The organism is Microbulbifer variabilis (assembly GCF_052467165.1).
On the sequence record NZ_CP174301.1, the window covers coordinates 1,965,508 to 1,985,951 of the forward strand.

General features: G+C 50.6%; 16 protein-coding genes. 13 read left to right on the forward strand and 3 right to left on the reverse strand.

Annotated features, from left to right (window positions below):
* Positions 1–168 precede the first annotated feature (168 nt).
* From ACJJIP_RS08840 to ACJJIP_RS08865, 6 genes are all read left to right on the forward strand, one after another.
* Positions 169–1,803, forward strand: a complete 1,635-nt coding sequence (locus ACJJIP_RS08840; protein WP_020412982.1) for an alpha/beta hydrolase — start codon at positions 169–171, stop codon at positions 1,801–1,803.
* A gap of 131 nt (positions 1,804–1,934) precedes the next feature.
* The gene (locus ACJJIP_RS08845; protein WP_444946690.1) at positions 1,935–3,572 is read left to right on the forward strand and encodes an alpha/beta hydrolase; all 1,638 of its coding nucleotides are present in this window, start codon (positions 1,935–1,937) and stop codon (positions 3,570–3,572) included.
* Between the two features lie 51 nt (positions 3,573–3,623).
* Entirely contained in the window at positions 3,624–4,865 is a 1,242-nt protein-coding gene (locus ACJJIP_RS08850; RefSeq protein WP_020412980.1) for a lipoprotein-releasing ABC transporter permease subunit, read from the forward strand.
* A gap of 72 nt (positions 4,866–4,937) precedes the next feature.
* Positions 4,938–5,690 carry a lipoprotein-releasing ABC transporter ATP-binding protein LolD gene (lolD, locus tag ACJJIP_RS08855; protein WP_444946691.1) on the forward strand — a complete coding sequence of 251 codons (753 nt, stop codon included), beginning with the start codon at positions 4,938–4,940 and terminating at the stop codon, positions 5,688–5,690.
* Positions 5,683–6,942, forward strand: a complete 1,260-nt coding sequence (locus ACJJIP_RS08860) for a lipoprotein-releasing ABC transporter permease subunit (RefSeq protein WP_444946692.1) — start codon at positions 5,683–5,685, stop codon at positions 6,940–6,942. The genes lolD and ACJJIP_RS08860 overlap by 8 nt, the downstream gene beginning before the upstream one ends.
* Before the next feature lie 11 nt (positions 6,943–6,953).
* Positions 6,954–7,367, forward strand: coding sequence for a hypothetical protein (locus ACJJIP_RS08865; protein WP_157533447.1), 414 nt, complete (start codon positions 6,954–6,956; stop codon positions 7,365–7,367).
* Here ACJJIP_RS08865 and ACJJIP_RS08870 read toward each other — a convergent pair.
* Complete coding sequence (locus ACJJIP_RS08870) at positions 7,360–7,884, reverse strand: DUF2062 domain-containing protein (protein WP_020412976.1); 525 nt, start codon at positions 7,882–7,884, stop codon at positions 7,360–7,362. The two genes, ACJJIP_RS08865 and ACJJIP_RS08870, sit on opposite strands and share 8 nt — an antisense overlap.
* A gap of 319 nt (positions 7,885–8,203) precedes the next feature.
* Between ACJJIP_RS08870 and ACJJIP_RS08875 the strand changes: the two genes are divergently transcribed.
* The 7 genes from ACJJIP_RS08875 (at position 8,204) to ACJJIP_RS08905 (ending at position 18,362) form a co-directional block, all read left to right on the forward strand.
* Positions 8,204–8,869 carry a GntR family transcriptional regulator gene (locus tag ACJJIP_RS08875; RefSeq protein WP_026305046.1) on the forward strand — a complete coding sequence of 222 codons (666 nt, stop codon included), beginning with the start codon at positions 8,204–8,206 and terminating at the stop codon, positions 8,867–8,869.
* A gap of 3 nt (positions 8,870–8,872) precedes the next feature.
* On the forward strand, positions 8,873–9,751 hold the full coding sequence (gene prpB, locus ACJJIP_RS08880; protein WP_020412974.1) for a methylisocitrate lyase: 879 nt from the start codon (positions 8,873–8,875) through the stop codon (positions 9,749–9,751).
* A gap of 84 nt (positions 9,752–9,835) precedes the next feature.
* Positions 9,836–10,963 (forward strand): bifunctional 2-methylcitrate synthase/citrate synthase, encoded by a 1,128-nt coding sequence (gene prpC, locus ACJJIP_RS08885; protein WP_353376279.1) that lies wholly within the window; start codon positions 9,836–9,838, stop codon positions 10,961–10,963.
* 128 nt (positions 10,964–11,091) lie between these two features.
* Positions 11,092–13,689: a Fe/S-dependent 2-methylisocitrate dehydratase AcnD gene (gene acnD / locus ACJJIP_RS08890; RefSeq protein ID WP_444946693.1), complete on the forward strand. Its 2,598-nt coding sequence runs from the start codon at positions 11,092–11,094 to the stop codon at positions 13,687–13,689.
* A 3-nt stretch (positions 13,690–13,692) separates the two neighbouring features.
* On the forward strand, positions 13,693–14,871 hold the full coding sequence (gene prpF / locus ACJJIP_RS08895) for a 2-methylaconitate cis-trans isomerase PrpF (RefSeq protein ID WP_444946694.1): 1,179 nt from the start codon (positions 13,693–13,695) through the stop codon (positions 14,869–14,871).
* Between the two features lie 444 nt (positions 14,872–15,315).
* Positions 15,316–17,943, forward strand: coding sequence for a TonB-dependent receptor (locus tag ACJJIP_RS08900; RefSeq protein WP_444946695.1), 2,628 nt, complete (start codon positions 15,316–15,318; stop codon positions 17,941–17,943).
* Between the two features lie 173 nt (positions 17,944–18,116).
* Entirely contained in the window at positions 18,117–18,362 is a 246-nt protein-coding gene (locus ACJJIP_RS08905) for a DUF2164 domain-containing protein (RefSeq protein WP_020412969.1), read from the forward strand.
* A gap of 119 nt (positions 18,363–18,481) precedes the next feature.
* Here the strand turns inward: ACJJIP_RS08905 and ACJJIP_RS08910 are convergent, their stop codons facing one another.
* Both ACJJIP_RS08910 and ACJJIP_RS08915 read right to left on the reverse strand, forming a co-directional pair.
* On the reverse strand, positions 18,482–19,003 hold the full coding sequence (locus tag ACJJIP_RS08910; RefSeq protein ID WP_444946920.1) for an EamA family transporter: 522 nt from the start codon (positions 19,001–19,003) through the stop codon (positions 18,482–18,484).
* Between the two features lie 18 nt (positions 19,004–19,021).
* Complete coding sequence (locus ACJJIP_RS08915) at positions 19,022–20,137, reverse strand: agmatine deiminase family protein (protein WP_444946696.1); 1,116 nt, start codon at positions 20,135–20,137, stop codon at positions 19,022–19,024.
* Positions 20,138–20,444: the final 307 nt, after the last annotated feature.

The following is a 20,444-nucleotide window of genomic DNA, read 5'->3' on the forward strand; positions in this document are numbered from 1 at the left end:
TTCTCCAATTTTGGTGTTCGATTACGCCACCTCATTAGAACAGAAATAATGCCAAAACACTTGGCTTTCTTCACGTTTTTCATTGTCAAAAAGCATTTTGACCAAAGAAAAGGGATGGATAGGGTGTGCTAGGCTGACTAGTACGCTTGGTCCTGCGAGCAGGCTCGGATGCGACTTACAAGAATATTTTCGGTTTTCGGCTTGCTGATTGGCGCTATATTTTTTGCGCTGTCCCTTACGCCCTCCCTGATTCCCCGCAGTGCATTTATGCAGGGCATTCTGGCTGGTACGGCTTTCACCTTTGGTTATATCTTCGGTCTGTTTGTGCACTGGTTATGGAATTACCTGGAGATTCCTGATATCCCGGTTAATCAGTGGCAGCGGCGTATATTGAAACGTGGAGCTTTAGTTTTTTGCATCTGTCTGATCATCGGTTTTCTTTGGCAGGGAACTCATTGGCAGAACTCAATTCGTGCATTGATGGGGATGGCGCCAGTATCTGGAGTTGGGCCTGTGACCGTAGGAGTGGTTGCCCTCCTGGTCTTTCTAATCTTTTGGTTGTTGGGTAAAGGGTTCCGTAGGATTATTCGGGTAGTCACGGTCCGTTTGGAAAAATATATCCCTGAGCGGGTAGCCTTGCTCACGGGGTTATTTGTGGCCCTAATACTATATTGGAGTGTTTTAAATGGCGTACTCCTTAACGCGGGGCTGCATACGATTGCGCTGATATCTGAGAGAGTCGATACCGCAGTTGCCGAGGGTTTACCACCACCAAAGGACCCAAATAAGACTGGTGGAGCACATTCCCTTTTGTCTTGGGACAGTGTTGGGCACCAGGGGCGGCGCTTCCTTTCGCTCGGCCCAACTAAAGAGGATATCAGGGAAGTAGCAGGGCGAGGCATTGAACCAATACGTGTGTTTGTGGGGCTGAATGCAGCCGAAACCCCGATGCAGCGAGCATACCTGGCCCTGGAAGAGCTGAAACGCCTTCAGGCCTTCGACAGGGAGATACTCCTGATTGCTACGCCCACGGGGGCTGGCTGGATCGATCCAGGTGCGGTCAACTCACTGGAGTTTTTATATCGGGGGGATGTGGCGACGGTTGCTGCCCAGTATTCCTATCTGCCCAGTCCGGTGGCTCTGCTTACTGATGATCAGTATGGATTGACGTCCGCCAGGGCGCTGTTCAAAGTGATATATGAGTATTGGGAGAACCTTCCCGTAGAGACCCGCCCTCGGCTCTACTTATTCGGTCTTAGCCTGGGTGCGCAGTTATCTGAAGATTCATTTGACTTCTATGACATTATCGATGATCCCCTGGATGGCGCTCTCTGGGCAGGCCCTCCCTTCGGTACAGGCATTTGGCGCATAATCACCGATAATCGCGATCCTGGAACCCCGGCATGGTTACCCCAGTTTAAAGGGGGGGAGGTAGTACGTTTTGGCAATCAGTATGGTGGTTATTTGGGGCAGGAGCCGTGGGGCCGGTTCCGTATTGCGTTTTTGCAACATGCCAGCGATCCCATAGTCTTTTTCGACTTGCGCTGGATGTTTCGTAAACCCGATTGGCTGGAGCGCCCCAGGGGGCCTGATGTATCGCCGGATCTGCAATGGTTCCCTGTAGTAACAATGTTACAACTGTTGGCGGACCTGAATGTGGGTATAGCCCCCCTGGAGTTTGGACATCGATATTCCCCTGCCGGGTATATATTGGCCTGGATGGCGTTGACCGAACCCCCGGATTGGAGTGAAGAGGAATTAAAGCGTCTGCGCGTAAAACTGAGATCCTATCCGGTGCGGTGAGATTTCCCAGACGCCATGAGTCCGTGGGTTTTTCTTGTTAAAAGCAGTTTGTGGCTTAAAGATCTACCCGCCTTAAGTTGCGGGGCTCTATGCTAGGCTGACGTTAAGCTTGGTCTAGCAGGCAGGCATGGATGCGAACAACAGTAGTCGCTTTTTCAGTTTCTGGCCTGCTGCTGGGCGCGATTTTTTTTGCTCTGAGCCTGACCCCTTCACTGATTCCGCGCAGTGCTATTGTCCAAGGCATCCTTTCTGGAGTGTCTTTTACCGTCGGCTATTCCTTTGGTGTACTTTTTCGCCGACTTTGGAAGTACTTAGATATTCCGGATATTCCACTAAATAATCGGCAGCGGCAAATACTGAAGCGCTGGGTAATTGTTTTTGGTTTTTTCCTGATTTCAGGGTTTCTCTGGCAGGGTACCTACTGGCAGAACTCTGTGCGCTCATTGATGGGTATGCCTGCGGTATCTAGTACCGGCCTTATTACGATTGGGGTTGTGGCATTCGCTATATTTGTATTCTTCAGGCAGCTAGGTAAAGGCTTCCACAAGATAGTTCTTGCAGTATCGGCACGGCTGGGAAAAAGGATTCCTGAGCGGGTGGCAATTCTTGCTGGGCTGCTGGTGGCCCTGTTGCTTTACTGGGGCATTTTAAACGGAGTACTTCTGCAGTCGGGTCTGCATACAATTTCAGTTGTTTATGAACAGTTAGATGAGGTTATTGCCGACGATCTGCCTCCGCCGGAAGATCCCAACCAGACAGGTGGGGCAAATTCGTTTTTGTCTTGGGACAGCATGGGACACCAGGGGCGCCGATTTCTGACGCTGGGACCTACCGCTGAGGAAATCAAGGAGATTGCCGGAGAGGGAATAGATCCTATTAGGGTTTATGTGGGGCTGCACTCTGCTGAAACTCCTAAGCAGCGCGCTCTCTTGGCGCTCGAGGAATTGAAGCGACTCAAAGCGTTTGAAAGGGAAATTTTGCTGATTGCAACTCCGGTAGGGGATGGTTGGGTTGATCCGGGTGCGGTGAATTCCCTCGAATTCCTATATCGGGGTGATGTGGCCACGATAGCGGCTCAGTACTCATACTTGCCGGGTCCGATCGCATTGCTGACGGATGACAAATATATCCGAATGTCGGCTCGCTGGCTGTTTAAGGTGATTTATGATTATTGGGAGACTTTGCCTGCCAGTACGCGCCCAAGGCTTTATCTATTTGGACTTAGTTTGGGTGCACAGCTTTCCGAGGATTCATTTGAGTTCTACGATATTATCGACAATCCCATCGACGGTGCGCTTTGGGCAGGGCCTCCATTTGGAATGGGCGTCTGGCGAATGATTACCGATAATCGTGATCCAGGCACGCCCGCCTGGTTACCTCAGTTTAAGGGTGGTGAGGTAGTGCGCTTTGGCAATCAATACGGTGGCTACTTGGGGCAAGAACCCTGGGGTAGGTTCCGCATTGCATTCCTTCAGCACGCCAGTGATCCAATAGTCTTCTTTGATTTACGCTGGATGTTCCGAAGGCCTGATTGGCTGGAGCGCCCCAGAGGACCGGATGTGTCCCCGGATCTTCGGTGGTTTCCTGTAGTTACCATGCTGCAGTTGATCGCGGACTTTAATGTGGGGGTAACACCGCGGGATTTTGGGCATCGCTATTCACCGGCTGGATACACCCTCGCTTGGATAGCCCTGACGGAGCCTCCCGATTGGAGTGAAGCGGAACTCAAACGCCTGCGGATGACGCTAAAAACTCAGTCAAAGCGCTGATGTTGTGTAAATGCTTGGATTTCTTAGTCCTTTTCCGTTTAAATCGGCTCTATGTTAAAACCTGTACCCCTATTTATCGGCCTGAGGTATGTGGCTGCCCGGCGTCGGCAGCAGTTCATTTCCTTTATCAATGGCTTCTCTTTGGTGGGCATGGCGCTGGGCGTTCTTGCGCTGATCGTTGTGACTTCTGTAATGAATGGCTTCGATCGTGAGCTTAAAACACGGATTCTCAGTGTGGTTCCCCACGGTTTTATTGAGCGTGAAGGGGGACTACAGAACTGGCAAGGGGTGGCAGAGCAGATTGAGCAGCAGCCCCACGTTGAGGCGGTCAGCCCCTTCGTTAAGGGTTTTGCTCTGTTGAGCGCCTATGGTGACAGTCATGGAGTGCAGTTTCAGGGAGTGGAACCGGCTGCCTTGCGCAATGTCTCCCAAGTGGGCGAGAACATGATTTTGGGCAGCCTGGATGAGTTGAAGCCGCGTAGCTATCGCATTGTGCTTGGCCGTATCCTGGCTCAGCAGTTGAATGTGATGCCCGGTGAGTCTGTGATACTCACTCTGCCTCAAGTTTCGGTAACCCCTGCCGGTATTTTTCCCCGTACTAAACGTTTTACAGTAGCTGGCGTATTTTCCGTTGGTGCCCAGGTGGATCAAAATATTGCCCTGATGAATATTGAAGATGCGGCCCGTCTAATGCGCATACCGGGCAAGGTCCAGGGGCTGCAGCTGCGCTTCGATGATATGGATAACGCTTTAGGTAGGGTTCCCCTGTATGCCAGCGAGTTGGGAGAGGGTTTTAGCGGTGAAGACTGGAGCCATTCCCAGGGCAACCTGTTCCAGGCGGTGAAGATGGAGAAGACGGTAGTCACATTGATGCTGATGATTATCGTTGCCGTCGCTGCTTTTAATATCGTATCGGCCCTAGTCTTGATGGTGGCAGATAAGCGCTCTGATATCGCAGTGCTTAGGACCCTGGGACTTACATCCCGGCAGATTATGGCGGTGTTCGTGGTGCAGGGCAGTGCAATCGGCCTGATAGGTGCTTTTAGTGGCGCGGTATTGGGGATATTGATAGCACTCAACCTGACCGAGATGGTTACTTGGGTTGAGAACCTGCTGGGGGCCAAAATATTTGACCCGCGGGTATTTTTTGTCAGTTATCTGCCATCAGAATTCCGAGTTGGTGACGCCGTTGTTGTGCTTTCCGTGGCTATTTGCATGAGTCTTCTGGCGACCCTTTTTCCAGCTTGGCGCGCGGCTCAGATCGAGCCTGCAGAAGCTTTGCGCTACGAATAAATGTCAAAAATCAATTGATTAGTAATGATTGTTGACATGATTTATACGAATTGAGAGACGACGAATAGATTGATGAATAGCCGAGTGGAAATAGATACCGAGCAAGCTCGTCCGGCACCGGATACCCATGATGCCGTGCTGGCCTGTCATAAGCTGTGCAAGAGCTACCGACAGGGGGGTAGGGATCTCGCAGTCTTGCGAGGTGTTGAGCTGGAAGTGAAGCGTGGCGAAAAGCTGGCAATTGTTGGTGCTTCCGGGTCTGGTAAATCCACTCTGCTCAATCTGTTGGGCGGCCTGGATACGCCAAGCTCTGGCGAAGTGCGGGTGGCGGGCCAAAATCTGGCGGACTTGAATGCCAATGAACGCGGCTGGCTGCGCAATACCAGTCTTGGCTTCGTCTACCAGTTTCACCATCTCCTTAATGAATTCACCGCCCTGGAAAATGTGGCTATGCCACTGCTGATTGGAAAGCACAGTGTGGCGGATGCCCGTGCCGAGGCAAAAGCCATGTTGGAGGCAGTGGGTCTAGGTGAGCGAATTGGCCATAAGCCCTCGCAGCTTTCCGGTGGTGAGCGCCAGCGTGTGGCTATCGCGCGTGCGCTGGTTACCCGTCCAGCCTGCGTGTTAATGGACGAGCCTACTGGCAACCTGGATAGGGCAACAGCCCAGGAAATTCACAGGCTGATGGATCAACTCAACCAGGATATGGGTATCAGTTTTGTAATCGTTACCCATGACCCGGACCTTGCTGCAGCACTGGATCGCTGTTTGCACTTGATAGATGGCGAACTTCTCAGCGACTGGCATCAGGGTGACCATGTTTAAGCCGCTTCCCGCATTTATTGGCCTGCGTTATGCCGGCGCCCAGCGGCGAAGTGATGACTCCGCCGGACTGGTTTCCTTTATTTCCGGCTTGTCGATGATCGGCCTAGTCCTCGGCGTCGCTCTGATGATTGTGGTGATGTCGGTGATGAACGGTTTCGATCGTGAGCTGCGCGACAGAATTCTCGGCATTATGCCCCATGCAACCATTTACAACGCCAACTCCGAGGTAGATTGGGCAGCGATGCGAAAAAAGCTGGCTGCCGATGCTCAGGTATTGTCTGCGGCTGAGGTTTGGCAGGTAAACGCACTAGCTCGGCGTGGCGCCGAGGTAACACCACTGCTGGTCCAGGGGGTTAACCCCGAAACCATTGTTGAAGTTTCGAATATCAGCGAGTTTCTGAGCCCCGAGGCATTTCCGGCAATGCTTAATACTGTTGAGCCCGGCGTAGTGCTCGGGCGTGGTATCGCCGAGAAGCTAGGGGTGGAAAAGGGCGATTACCTCTCCCTGATTGTGCCAAACAACGATGCGGCCTCTGGTGGTCGCCGTGCTGCCAGGGTGGCTGGTTTTAGGGTTGCGGAGGTGTTTCACTCTGGAACCGCCCTTGACCAAACGCTGGCTCTGGTCTCTTGGGACCAGGCCAAGGCACTGGCAGGCAGTAAGGGCGGAGCAGGGGTGCAGTTGCGCGTTACAGAGATGCTGGAGGCCAATTGGATTATGCGCCGACTGCTGCAGGAGCTGCCCAGGGAGGGTTTCTATGGCACGGACTGGAGTCGAACCCATGGCAATCTTTACCAGGCGATCCAGATGTCCCGCAATCTGGTGGGGCTGCTGGTCTTGCTGATAATTGCCATCGCTGCCTTCAATGTGGTTTCCACACTGGTAATGGTGGTGATAGATAAGCACACGGATATCGCCATTCTGCGTACCATGGGTGCCAGCACCCGCCAGATCCTGCTCACTTTTGTTAGCCAGGGCGCATTAGTCGGCCTGGTCGGGGCTCTAGTTGGCGGTGCCCTTGGGGTCTTGGGTTCGCTCACAGTGACAGACCTGGTGGCGGGCCTTGAGTCACTCTTTGGTATCCAGTTCCTCAAGTCTGATGTCTATCCGGTGGACTACCTGCCCTCGGAATTATCCTGGGCAGATGTAGCGTTAGTCGTAGGTGCAGGGTTCCTGCTCAGTCTCCTGGCTACTCTCTACCCTGCGTTGCAGGCTAGCCGTGTGCAGCCAGCCGCGGCGTTACGCAATGAGTAGAGGGCCCAAGCGTGAGAAGCGTTGCCGGAGTGATGCGTAAATTATTACCTGTTCCTTTGGCGGCCACAGCGTGGGTAGCAGTATTGTTCGGTACTTTGTGGTTTGATGAGTGGCGGGTGAAAACCTTCTGTCCACCTGGCTTGCGTGAAGGTTCCGTCTGTTATGCGGAGGGGTGGGAGATGCACCCTCTCTGGTTGGTGAGTATGGGAGCCGCCCTTTCTGCCCTTGCGGTTATTTGGGTCGTTGCACTTTCTGCCAGCGGAGATCGTGCAAAGGCGGCAACCATAGCTTTCCTGTTTGGGGCTCTTGCTGCACTGGGGCTGGGTATCGCTACCGACTACTCTCTACCCGCGCTAGTAGCTGTTGGTGTGGGCGCAGGGGCTTTATGGAGTGTCAGGCAGTTTTGCCGTAGGGGTGCTAGCTGACAGCGGAGCGCCGTTCCAGGCGCAGTTTCCAGCGTTTTACCACGTGCCAGCGCCAAAGGGCGCGCATAGAAAAATAGGCCAGGGTAGCAAAGAAAATACCCGCCAATAGTGAGCCGAAAAATAGCGGCATCCAAATCTTTCCTACTTCTTCCGTGAGCCACTCCCAGGATAGCTCGATATCAAAGTCCACTGGTGGGGTGCCCAGAATCCAGGCACCCAGTTTATAGGTGCTGTAGAAGATAGCCGGCATGGTGAGAGGATTGCTAATCCACACCAGAATTATCGATAGCGGCAAATTGCAGCGCAGCCATAGGGCTAACAGTGCGGCAATAATCATCTGTCCGGGCAAGGGCAGGAAGCTGGTAAATACGCCAACTGCGAATGCAACTGAAACCGAGTGCCTATTCAGATGAAATAGGTTGGGATCGTGGAGAAGAGTCCCCAGAAACTTGAGCCCGTTCTTGGCTCGGATTTCTTCGGGGCTTGGCAGCCATCGCCTGATAATACTCTTCGGCATAACTCTGTCTGAAACCTGGGTGCTGGCAGCCTTTTTAAATGAGCGCTGTACCGGGGTTTGGAAATTCTTGCGTAGGGATTTTTTCCCACCCCAGATAAGCATAGAGCGCCCCCGGTAGTGGAGCATGGCGTATCTGGCGCGGGCGCTATTATGCCCACTTCGGTGTTGCAAGACTACTGCTGCCGCAAAAGTCATTCTTCACTACAAATTGTCAACAATCTGTCTTAAGTACATTAGTTGACGCTCAGGTCGTAGTGTTTTAAGGTCTGCGGGATTTTGAGATTGTCGACAATGTTAAGGGCAAATGGCTACTATTGGTATGAACGTCCCGATACGTGAAGCCCATCAGAGTCTGGCTGAGCGTCTTTTTTTGACACTGCGCGGTGAGATTGTAGAGGGGCGCATCGCTGCGGGCAGCAAAATTAGTGAGCCTGAGCTTGCCCGGCGTTTCAATGCAAGCCGGGGGAGCCTGCGCGAGGCTCTAATGCGCCTGGAGTCCCTGGGTTTGTTGGAGCGCAGAGTGAATGTGGGCGCCCGTGTGGTCGAGCTGAGTGAGCGGGGCCTATTGGAGCTCTATGAGGTGCGTGAAGCCCTTGAGGGCATGGCCTGTAGGCTGGCAGCTGAACAGCGCAGTGACGAGGACTTGGTGGCTTTGCGCAGAATGCTTGCGGGCCACGAGCAACAGGAGGAGCTGCAGGCTGGCAAGGCCTATTTCCAACCGGAAGGGGATTTCGACTTTCATTTTCGCATAGTGCAGGCGTCCAAAAATGATTTACTGATCGACACGCTATGCAATCGTCTTTACTACCGTGTTCGTATGTATCGCTACCAGTTGGGTATGGCCAGTCCCAGGGCCCAGCGTGCGTTTCGCGAACACAGCCATATCATCGAAGCCATAGAAGCGGGGGATGGGGAGCTGGCAGAGTTATTAATGCGCCGGCATATCCGCGCTTCCAGGCAGAATATTGAAAATAAACTGAGGTAGAGTATGAGCAAAAAGCCTTCCGCCGGCGCGCGTTTTCGCACCGCACTAGCAGAAAATTCACCGTTACAGGTAGTCGGTACCATTAATGCGTATTCCGCGATCATGGCCGAACGTATTGGCCACAAGGCAATTTACCTTTCCGGTGCAGGTGTTGCCAACGCCTCCTATGGTCTGCCCGACCTGGGTATGACGAGCCTCGACAATGTACTCGAGGATGTTCGCCGTATTACCGCTGCCAGTGACCTGCCGCTGTTGGTAGATATAGATACTGGCTGGGGCGGTGCTTTCAATATCGCTCGCACCATTAAAGAGATGATTCGTGCAGGCGCAGGTGCAGTGCATATTGAAGATCAGGTTGCACAAAAGCGTTGCGGCCATCGCCCAAATAAGGAAATCGTTTCCAAGCAGGAAATGGTGGATCGTATCAAGGCTGCAGTAGATGCCCGTACCGATGATGACTTCTTTATTATGGCCCGCACCGATGCCTTTGCTCAGGAAGGGCTGGATGCGGCCATTGAGCGTGCCCAGGCATGCATTGAGGCCGGTGCCGACGGTATCTTTGCTGAAGCAGTCACTGAATTAGAGCACTACAGAGCGTTTAAAGAGGCATTGAACGTGCCGATTTTGGCAAATATTACCGAGTTCGGTAAAACCGAACTGTATAACACCAAAGAGTTGGGTGACGCCGGTGCAGATATCGTACTGTATCCGTTGTCGGCGTTCCGCGCTATGAATCGTGCTGCGGAAAATGTGTACACCAGCATTCTGCAAAATGGCGACCAAAAAGCGGTTGTGGATACCATGCAAACCCGTGAGGAGCTGTACGACTACCTCAATTATCACGTGTTTGAGCAGAAACTCGACGAGCTGTTCAAGAAGTAACGGATTTTCGTTTCGAGTAGATACCAGCGTGGTATTTACTCAACGAATAAAGAAACTGCGTATTTAAAAAGGGGAGATAAGAAGATGGTAGAGAAAGCATTGGGTGGTGCCGGTCTGCGCGGCCAGGTTGCGGGTAAAACTGCACTGTCTACAGTGGGCAAATCCGGTTCCGGCCTGACTTACCGTGGTTACGATATCAAAGATCTGGCTGAGCACTGTCAGTTTGAAGAAGTGGCTTACCTGATTTTCTACGGAGAGTTACCTACTAGCGGTCAGCTTGCTGAGTACAAGGCGGTGTTAAAAAGCATGCGCGGCCTGCCGCAAGCGCTGAAAGAAGTTCTTGAGCGCATCCCCGCTGATGCCCACCCGATGGATGTCATGCGTACCGGTTGCTCCATGCTGGGTAACCTGGAAGGTGAAGAGTCTTTCGCGCAGCAACTGGAGAAAGCCAACCGCCTGTTGGCCGCTTTCCCATCCATTATTTGCTATTGGTACCGTTTCACCCACGACAATGTGCGTATTGAAACTGAAACCGATGATGACAGCATCGGCGGTCACTTCCTGCATATGCTGCGTGGCGAAAAACCTAACGCGCTGCATGAGCAGGTTATGAACGTTTCCCTGATCCTGTATGCAGAGCACGAGTTCAACGCATCTACTTTTACCGCACGTGTTTGTGCATCTACTCTGTCAGACCTGTTTAGCTGTATTACTGGAGCGATCGGTACCCTGCGCGGGCCCTTGCACGGTGGTGCTAATGAAGCGGCGATGGAAATGATCGAGCGTTTCTCCAGCCCTGATGAGGCAGAAAAAGAACTGCTGGGAATGCTGGAGCGTAAAGAAAAAATTATGGGCTTTGGGCACGCTATTTATCGCGAGTCCGATCCGCGCAATGTGATCATCAAGGCCTGGTCTGAAAAGCTGGCTGAAGATGTGGGTGATACTGTGCTTTACCCAGTATCAGTCCGTTGTGAAGAAGTGATGTGGCGCGAGAAAAAATTATTCTGCAATGCAGACTTCTTCCACGCTTCCGCGTATCACTTTATGGGGATTCCCACAAAGTTGTTCACACCGATTTTTGTAATGTCCCGCGTTACTGGCTGGGCTGCACATGTATTTGAACAGCGCGCTGACAATCGCATTATTCGCCCGAGTGCAGAGTACGTAGGTGTTGAGCCTCGTACAGTCACTCCAATCGCCGAGCGTGGTTAATTTTCATTTCATTATTGAAGTGAAGCACACCCAGTGTGCCGGCTTCAGGTTGCCTTTTGGGGTGATCTGGAGCCACTCTCGGAAGAGATATGATTTTAAAAAGATTCGACTGAACTGATTTACCTGCTATGAATACTGATTACCGCAAATCACTGCCCGGTACGGACCTCGATTTTTTCGATACCCGCGCCGCCGTTGACGCGATCCAGCCCGGAGCCTATGCCAAACTGCCGTATACCTCACGTATTCTGGCGGAAAACCTGGTGCGTCGCTGCGAGCCGGAAAAACTGTCCGACTCCCTGAAACAGATTATCGAACGCAAGCGCGAACTGGACTTCCCATGGTTTCCAGCCCGGGTGGTATGCCACGATATTCTTGGTCAAACCGCACTGGTAGACCTGGCCGGTCTGCGCGATGCCATTGCCGATAAAGGCGGTGATCCCGCCAAGGTAAATCCAGTTGTTCCCACCCAGTTGATTGTGGATCACTCCCTCGCGGTAGAGCACCCCGGATTTGAGAAGGATGCTTTTGAAAAAAATCGTGCGGTAGAGGAGCGTCGTAACGAAGACCGCTTCCACTTTATCAACTGGACCAAAACCGCATTTGAAAACGTCGATGTGATTCCACCCGGTAACGGCATCATGCACCAGATCAATCTGGAGAAAATGTCTCCGGTGGTGCAGGTGCGCGAGGGCGTGGCCTTCCCGGATACCTGTGTCGGTACCGACAGCCACACGCCGATGGTAGATGCCCTGGGTGTGATTTCTGTGGGTGTTGGCGGCCTGGAAGCTGAGAGCGTGATGCTTGGCCGCGCCTCTTATATGCGTCTGCCGAATATTGTTGGGGTGGAGCTCACCGGAAAGTTGCAGCCGGGTATTACCGGTACCGATTTGGTATTGGCTCTCACTGAATTCCTGCGCCGCGAGCGCGTGGTTGGTGCCTACCTGGAGTTCTACGGCGAAGGGGCTTCCAACCTGACCCTGGGCGATCGCGCCACTATTTCCAATATGACTCCGGAGTATGGCGCTACTGCGGCCATGTTCTCTATCGATGAGCAGACCATCGACTACCTCAAGCTCACCGGCCGCGATGATGAGCAGGTAGCCCTGGTAGAGAAGTTTGCCAAGGAAACGGGCCTCTGGTCCGACACCTTGAAGGATGCCGAATACGAGCGCGTACTGGAGTTCGATCTGGACACAGTAGGTCGTAACCTTGCTGGCCCCTCCAACCCTCACGCGCTGCTGCCGGCCTCGGAACTGGCCAATCGCGGTATCGCCAAGGCCTGGGAAGAGAAAGCCGGTGAGATGCCCGATGGTGCTGTGATTATTGCCGCGATTACCAGCTGCACCAATACCAGTAACCCGCGCAATATGATTGCCGCAGGCCTGATTGCCCGTAATGCCAACAAGCTTGGCCTGACCCGCAAATCCTGGGTGAAATCCTCCCTGGCACCGGGCTCCAAAACGGTAAAAATGTATCTGGAAGAGGCCGACCTGCTACCGGATTTGGAGCAGATGGGCTTTGGCGTAGTGGCTTTCGCCTGCACTACCTGTAACGGCATGAGCGGTGCCCTGGACCCGAAAATCCAGCAGGAAGTGATCGACCGCGACCTGTATGCAACCGCTGTCCTGTCCGGAAACCGCAACTTCGACGGTCGTATTCACCCCTATGCCAAGCAGGCTTTCCTGGCTTCACCTCCGCTGGTCGTTGCCTACGCTATTGCCGGTACCATCCGTTTCGACATCGAAAAAGATGCGCTGGGATACGATGCCGATGGCAACCCGATTACCCTGAAAGACATCTGGCCCAGCGACGAAGAGATCGATGCGATCGTACGTCAGAGCGTGAAACCGCAGCAGTTCCGCGATGTGTATATTCCCATGTTTGAAGAGCGGGATGCCGCAGAAGAGCAGGGTCACGCACTCTATGACTGGCGTCCAACGAGCACCTATATTCGCCGTCCACCTTATTGGGAAGGTGCCCTGGCAGGCGAGCGCAGCTTGAAGGGCATGCGCCCGCTGGCGTTGCTGGGTGACAATATCACTACCGACCACTTGTCTCCCTCCAATGCCATTCTGGCCAGCAGTGCTGCCGGTGAATACCTGGCGAAGATGGGATTGCCGGAAGAGGACTTTAACTCCTACGCAACCCACCGTGGTGACCACCTCACTGCCCAGCGTGCAACTTTCGCCAACCCGAAGCTGCTCAACGAAATGGTACGCAATGATAAGGGCGAGATTCGCCAGGGCTCTCTGGCTCGTGTCGAGCCGGAAGGGCAGGTTACCCGTATGTGGGAGGCGATCGAGACTTATATGGATCGCAAGCAGCCGCTGATTATCATTGCCGGTGCCGACTACGGCCAGGGCTCTTCCCGTGACTGGGCTGCGAAAGGTGTACGCCTGGCCGGCGTGGAGGCGATTGCCGCCGAAGGCTTCGAGCGTATTCACCGCACTAACCTGATCGGTATGGGCGTGTTGCCGCTGGAGTTTAAGCCGGGCACTACCCGTGAAACCCTGGGTATCGACGGTACTGAAACTTTCGATGTGGTTGGTGGGCGCACTCCCCATGCCACGCTGACCTTGCTGATCCACCGCGCCAACGGTGAGACAGTTGAGGCTCCAGTTACATGCCGCCTGGATACCGCAGAAGAAGTTTCCATTTATGAGGCTGGGGGTGTTTTGCAGCGCTTTGCTAAAGATTTCCTCGAAGCAGAAGCGACGGCCTGAGTTATGAAGTTTATTCCTCAAGTAAAAATCCCCGCGACTTACATGCGCGGGGGAACCAGCAAGGGTGTTTTCTTCCGTTTACAGGATCTACCCGAAGTTGCGCAGGTTCCAGGAGAGGCCCGTGATAATTTACTGTTGCGGGTAATCGGCAGTCCGGACCCCTACGGTAAGCAAACCGATGGTATGGGTGGCGCCACTTCGAGCACCAGCAAAACGGTGATCCTGTCTGCCTGTGATAAGCCCAATCACGATGTGAACTACCTATTTGGCCAGGTTTCCATCGATAAGCCCATGGTCGATTGGAGCGGCAACTGCGGTAATCTCACTGCGGCTGTTGGAGCCTTTGCGATTAATAGCGGCTTTGTGGATGCTGCGCGGATTCCAGAGAATGGTATTTGTACAGTGCGCATTTGGCAGGCCAATATTGGCCAAACCATTATCGCCCATGTGCCTATTACCAACGGTGAAGTCCAGGAAACCGGAGATTTCGAGCTGGATGGTGTAACTTTCCCGGCAGCCGAAGTGGAAATTGAGTTTATGGACCCCTCGGACGGTGAGGGTGCCATGCTTCCCACCGGTAACCCCGTCGATGATCTGGACGTGCCCGGGATCGGTGTGCTCAAGGCGACCATGATCAGTGCCGGTATCCCCACCATCTTCGTCAATGCGGAAGATATTGGCTATACCGGCACTGAGCTTCAGGATGCCATTAATGGCGATAGCAAGGCACTCGCCATGTTCGAGACCATCCGTGCCTACGGTGCAGTGAAGATGGGCCTGATTTCCTCTGTGGAGGAGGCCGCGGCCCGGCAGCACACACCGAAGATTGCCTTTGTCGCCAAGCCACAGGGCTACATCGCCTCCAGTGGAAAAAAGGTAGCGGCGCAAGATATTGATTTGCTCGTGCGAGCCCTCTCCATGGGTAAGCTGCACCACGCCATGATGGGTACCGCTGCTGTAGCTATCGGTACTGCAGCTGCGATTCCCGGCACCCTGGTAAACCTCGCCGCCGGTGGGGGGGATCGTAATTCCATTTGCTTTGGCCATCCTTCAGGCACATTGCGGGTTGGAGCCCATGCGAAAGTTGTTGGTGGCCAGTGGGTGGCCACCAAAGCCATTATGAGTCGCAGTGCCCGGATCCTGATGGAGGGGTGGGTAAGGGTGCCTGGCGATAGTTTCTAGGGTTAATTGGCGTCACTTTGGCGGGGGCCCTGTAAGGTTCCCGCTATTTTTCACTTCTTATCTCCTTTACTTCTAGTTATTTAATAAGTGCTTTTTCCAATTGAGTAAGCTTGATCTGAAGCCAAGACATTTTTCTCTCTGGCTGGTGTAAAAAATTTCACCGCTTTCTGTGGGAATTTGTCTCCTTAATTTATGTAAAATAAAAAAATATTTCTAGAGTCTGCTTCCATTCCTCCAAATATTTAAGTAGTTGGCTGATATCCTGGCTTAAAGCAGATTGGTCCGATTTGTCCTAATCGCGATCCCTCCCGTCGTATCTTGGTTTCACAGAGCTCTCCTTTCTGAGATTTTAATCTAGTCGCCGTATAGCCGACGGCCTTTAGGGTTAGCCACGTATAACAATCAAATTTGGCTTTCCTTTTACAGCAGATTGGAGAGACATCAATGAGAATTAAAAAACCACTTACCCTTGCGATTGCAATGGCAAATGTTGCGGTAGTGTCGGCTTGGGCTCAGGAAGAAAGCCAACAGGATGATGATTGGGTACTAGAAGAAGTAACGGTTACCGCAACCAAGCGCGAAACCAACCTGATGGAAACCCCGGTAGCGATCAGTGCATTTACTCAAGAAGAGCTGGATCGACAAGGGATAAAGAACGTAAAGGATTTGGGCAACACTATCCCTAATGTGGATATTGGCTATGATGCCTCCCAGTCCTCCCCTGTAATTTCTATGCGGGGCGTGCGCTCTACTAACACCACTGAGTTTGGTGACCCAGCTGTTGGTTTGCACTTCGATGGTATTTACTCATCACGCCCCCAGTCTGCTATGGCAATGATGTTTGACTCCGAAAGGGTTGAAGCCATGCGTGGGCCGCAGGGCACCCTTTATGGGCGTAACTCTACCGTTGGTGCCATTAATGTTATTTCAAAAAGACCGGTAATTAATGAGTTCGAAGGTTCAGTCGGAGTTGAGTTCGGTCGCTGGAATCAAGAGCTGGTAAAAGGTGTTATCAATATTCCAGTTTCAGACACCTTTGCTCTTCGTGCGTCCTTTATGGATGAGACACGGGATTCCTACCTTACCGGGTTTTATGACGTTAACCAGTGGGATAATCGCTATATTGATGCTGACTCTGTAGGTGCGGGTGTATTAGCTGATAACGCAATCACAACTTTTATTCAGGCGAATAACGCTGAAGGAGCCACAGACTATCAGCTGGTCAGGGCGGATGCTGAAGATTTTTATGGGAATGTTGATCAGCAAGCGGTGCGTATAGGTGCGTTATGGGAACCGACTGACGATATTTCTTGGTATGCCGTAGCGGAACACTATCAGGATAGTAGTGCAGGCGGCATCAACACTATCGACTGTGAAAAGGCTGAGCAGCGCGAAGATGGAACAACTTGTGAAACCTACTACGGCTCCGGTGCTGATGAGTACACCGTAGCGGTGAATGTACCAGGTGAACTTGATCTCACCATGACTTCATTCCGTTCTAACTTCCGCTGGGATTTCAGCGATACCATGGCGTTTGTGTATAACACCGGGTATGCAGTTCAGGAACGAAGCAACCTGATTGATATTGATGCTGGTCGCAATACCTGGGATATGAGTATGAGCATTACAGACTCAGAAAATGTCTCTTACTCCCATGAGTTACAGTTACAATCTACAGGTGATGGTCCCCTACAGTGGATTACAGGTTTGTTTTATTTCCACGAGACCACTGATCTGAATGGTTACTTTCTGGCCTCATTAGATAATGCCGTATTCTGGAGGCAGCCAGATAGAACTATAGAAGCCAGCGCAGTATTTGCTCAGGCTACCTATGACCTTACTGATACCCTCCACCTAACTGTTGGTGGTCGATATACGGAAGATAAGAAGAGTGATGTAGGTGGTAACAACCTGAGTTGCACTCGAGACTGGTCCACTGAATCAGATGAAGAGTATGGCTGCTTCCCTGCCTATTTACAGGGCACCTTTAATAGCTTCTCTACCAACCACTTTGCTGACAGCTCAATTTATACAATTGATACTTACAATGATGTCAGCAAGAGCTGGGATTCATCCGACTTTCGAATTGGTCTCGATTATGACCTGACAGATGAAGTCATGCTGTATGCATATGTTGCAAGTGGATTTAAGTCCGGTGGTTTGGGTGATGTTGTCATCCAATATGAGCAAGACCCGGACACGGCTGAGTACATCTACGATGATGAGGGAAATCGGGTTGTTCAACAGGTAATTGACACTAGCTATGATGAGGAGAAGGTCATTACTTGGGAGCTAGGAGCAAAAGGTACCTTCTTGGATGGTCGACTAAATCTGGCTAGTACCTTCTTTTTCTCCGACTATAAGGATATGCAGCTAGCTGCACCTGATACTGCATACTCGTACTATGCGGTAGAGCGAGAAGGTGAGAACGCAGGTGAAATTACGACCGAGCCCGTCGTTATTTACCTTACTAAGAATGCTGCTAGCGCAGAGATTATGGGGTTAGAGTTAGAGTTTGACTGGGCCCCCTATCCGAATGGCCGAATCAGTGGTTTTGCTACCTGGATGCAAACAGAAATCACCTCTGATTTTCAGAACCGCTGGAATTTCAATAACCAAGCGTTATTCGAAATTTCGGATTACGGTTTAGCTCATGACAATACTAATGAAGAGCTCTTCCGAAATTTGAAGGGTAACGAGCTGCCTGTATCTCCTGAATTCAGCTTCACAATCAATTATGATCACACCTTTGAGTTGGTCCACGGCGGTGCAATTATTCCGTTTATAGGCATCCACTGGGAAGATGAGTCTTATCTGACCTACTGGAATGTTGATAAGCATGATTTCCCGGCTGGTGATACTTCGGCTTATGATGATGGCCGAGATTCTTTCTGGATGATCAATGCGTCCATCAAGTATATAAGCCCAGATGATCAGTGGAATGTTGAAGCTTATGGTAACAATATTACCGATGAAATTGTTCCGTACTACGCAGATGGAAGTGATGGCCTGGTATCCGGTCCATTCTCCACACCTGTGAGCTACGGAGTACGTTTCAACTACAATTTTTAAGTAAAGTTCCCAATAAGAGCCCCTCAAATCCGAGAAGCCCTGGGCTGCTCGGATTTTTTTCATTCTGTCTTGTATACCTATGGAAGTCATCGTAGTCTTTGTTTACTAATATATCCCAGTATATGTTTAATAGCTTTTCCGGGTAAAAATGAAGTAATGACAGGGTTATTCTTATGCCAGAAATTGTACTTGAAAAAGAACGTAAATCTGTATTGGTGGAGAAGATAAGGAAATACCTTTCTGAGGAGTTTGATCTCGAAGCTGGTGGCTTTGAGGTGGAGTTCTTGATCGATTTTCTTGCAAGGGAGATGGGGGCTGGCTTCTACAATCAAGGGCTGCATGATGCACTGGCTATTGTATCTTCAAAACTGGAAGATATATCTGATGCAATTTATGAGATTGAGAAGCCTGTGAATTAGATCTATCACTCCTCCTGCAGTGTGGGTAAGGGGAGGGTTAAGAGGGTACAGCAGTGATCTGTAGTTCAATATTTGGGGTGCCTTTTATGCTGTCTTTTCTGCCTGAATAAATAACATAGTCAAGAAGACCAGAATAATACTTGGAAAAAGGAACTACTGAATTCTGACATTTCCAGAAGCAGGGTTAGTGCCAGTACAAAAATCGGGTTCAAGAATCCATAAGCGGCTACTTTGGTGGGACCAATTTTTACCGTGTCGAACTGCAGCAGAAAGAAACTCACTAGTGTGGTGAATAGCGCTAAATAAAGTAAGCTGCCATTGAGTTGAAAAGATGTATTTTGCCAGTTTATGGTGCCTAAGAGGGGGAGGGTAAAAAACAATAACCAGAGTGCACCGAATAAAATTACCCAATAGGCCATGACCTCTGTAGGTTCATCAGAGTGAACCCGCTTAACCAGTGGGTTATACAGGCTAAGTGAAATTGCACCTGATAAGAAGATCCAGCTCGCCCCCGGTTTAGGTCCAGTGTTAATGCAGCCATATTTCTCTTGAAGCCTATCCAGGCTGCACCCAGGGTTCCCAGAAATAACCCAATAATTTTCTGGGTACTTATGGAAAGTTTTGCAAGTGATGCAGAAAATTTTTAAAGAAAAGCAGAATCAAACAATAATCTCTTGCTGTGTAGAACAGTGGACGCTGCCTCCACCTGAAGCAATTCCATCAATTGCTATTTGCTCAATTATATGATTGGGGAAGGCGCTTTGCAAAACAGCTCTGGCTTTCTCATCTGCATTTCTATCGCCAAATTTTTGAGCAATTATTGCGCCGTTACAAACATAGTAACCAATATAGCCTGCGGCAAAGTCTTTAGTACCAAATCTCTCATTAATAATTTCTGGTGTATCCAGGACGTGTAGGTTTAGCGGATTTCCATTTGCGTCGACACTATTGCTTAATGTGTTGATATTTTCGCGAGTAACCTCATAGTCATAGGAGGATTGATAATTATCCCTGCTGACTATAACTTCCCCTGGTTTGATAAAACGTGCGTAAAAATCGGTATGGCCGTCTGTGATATCCATTCCCTTAATGCCTTTGAGCCAAATAATTTTACGTAATCCGAGCAGTGTCTTGAGTTCCTTCTCAATATCTATTTTTGACCATCCTGGATTGCGGTTTTTATTGAGGATGCAGCTCTCAGTCATAATCGCTGTGCCATTTCCATCAACCTCAAAGCACCCACCCTCTAGTACAATGTTGGCTCTCTCATGGATTGCTCCAGATGTATTGGCAATATACCTGGCGACTTGTTTGTCTAACGAGTGTTCCTGTTTGTTGCCCCAACCATTGAAATTGAAATTCAGTGCAATTTTCTCCCCATAGGTGGATCTTACAAAGATAGGGGCAGTGTCACGAAGCCATAGATCATCGACTTCAAAAGTATGAAGCTCGATTTTAAAATTTGAATTATCTATATCCAGTAGCTCTTCTGCTTCATGTAAATTTTTTCTGCTCACAAGGAGAGATACGGGCTCATATTTGGCAATTGTATTTGCAATTAATGCCAGATTCCTTTTTACCTCAGGAATTTGCTTATGTGACCAAATATAATCATTGGCAACAAAAGCCATCCATGTTCTCTTGTGTTGATCGCTTTCATCTGGCATGTGCAGCGAGCTGAAGGTTAAGTCCTGCATGGCTAATGATTTTTTTGCGAATATCGGGGCTGCAAGTAAAAGGCTGCTAATCTTAATAAATAGTCTTCGGTCAATCATGGTGGTTTTCTGTTATTTCAGATTGTTGCTTTTTTGCAGTTTCATGGAGTTGAGTTTAATATTCTTTTGCGTCTTAGGCTACATATTTATGTGATATTTCTGTGGAAAGTGATAGTTTAAGGGGCTTGCTGATTCTTTCTTTTTAGGTGGATTTGCTGCGTCTAAGGGGAGGGTTTATCCTGTGGGTTGGCGGTCTATATTTTTATAATTTTTTTATTAATTTAAGATATAATTAATAAAATATTAAAATGAATAAATAATTTATTTCTGCAGTGCTCGGTTCGTATTAGTCGCTACATATCACGGG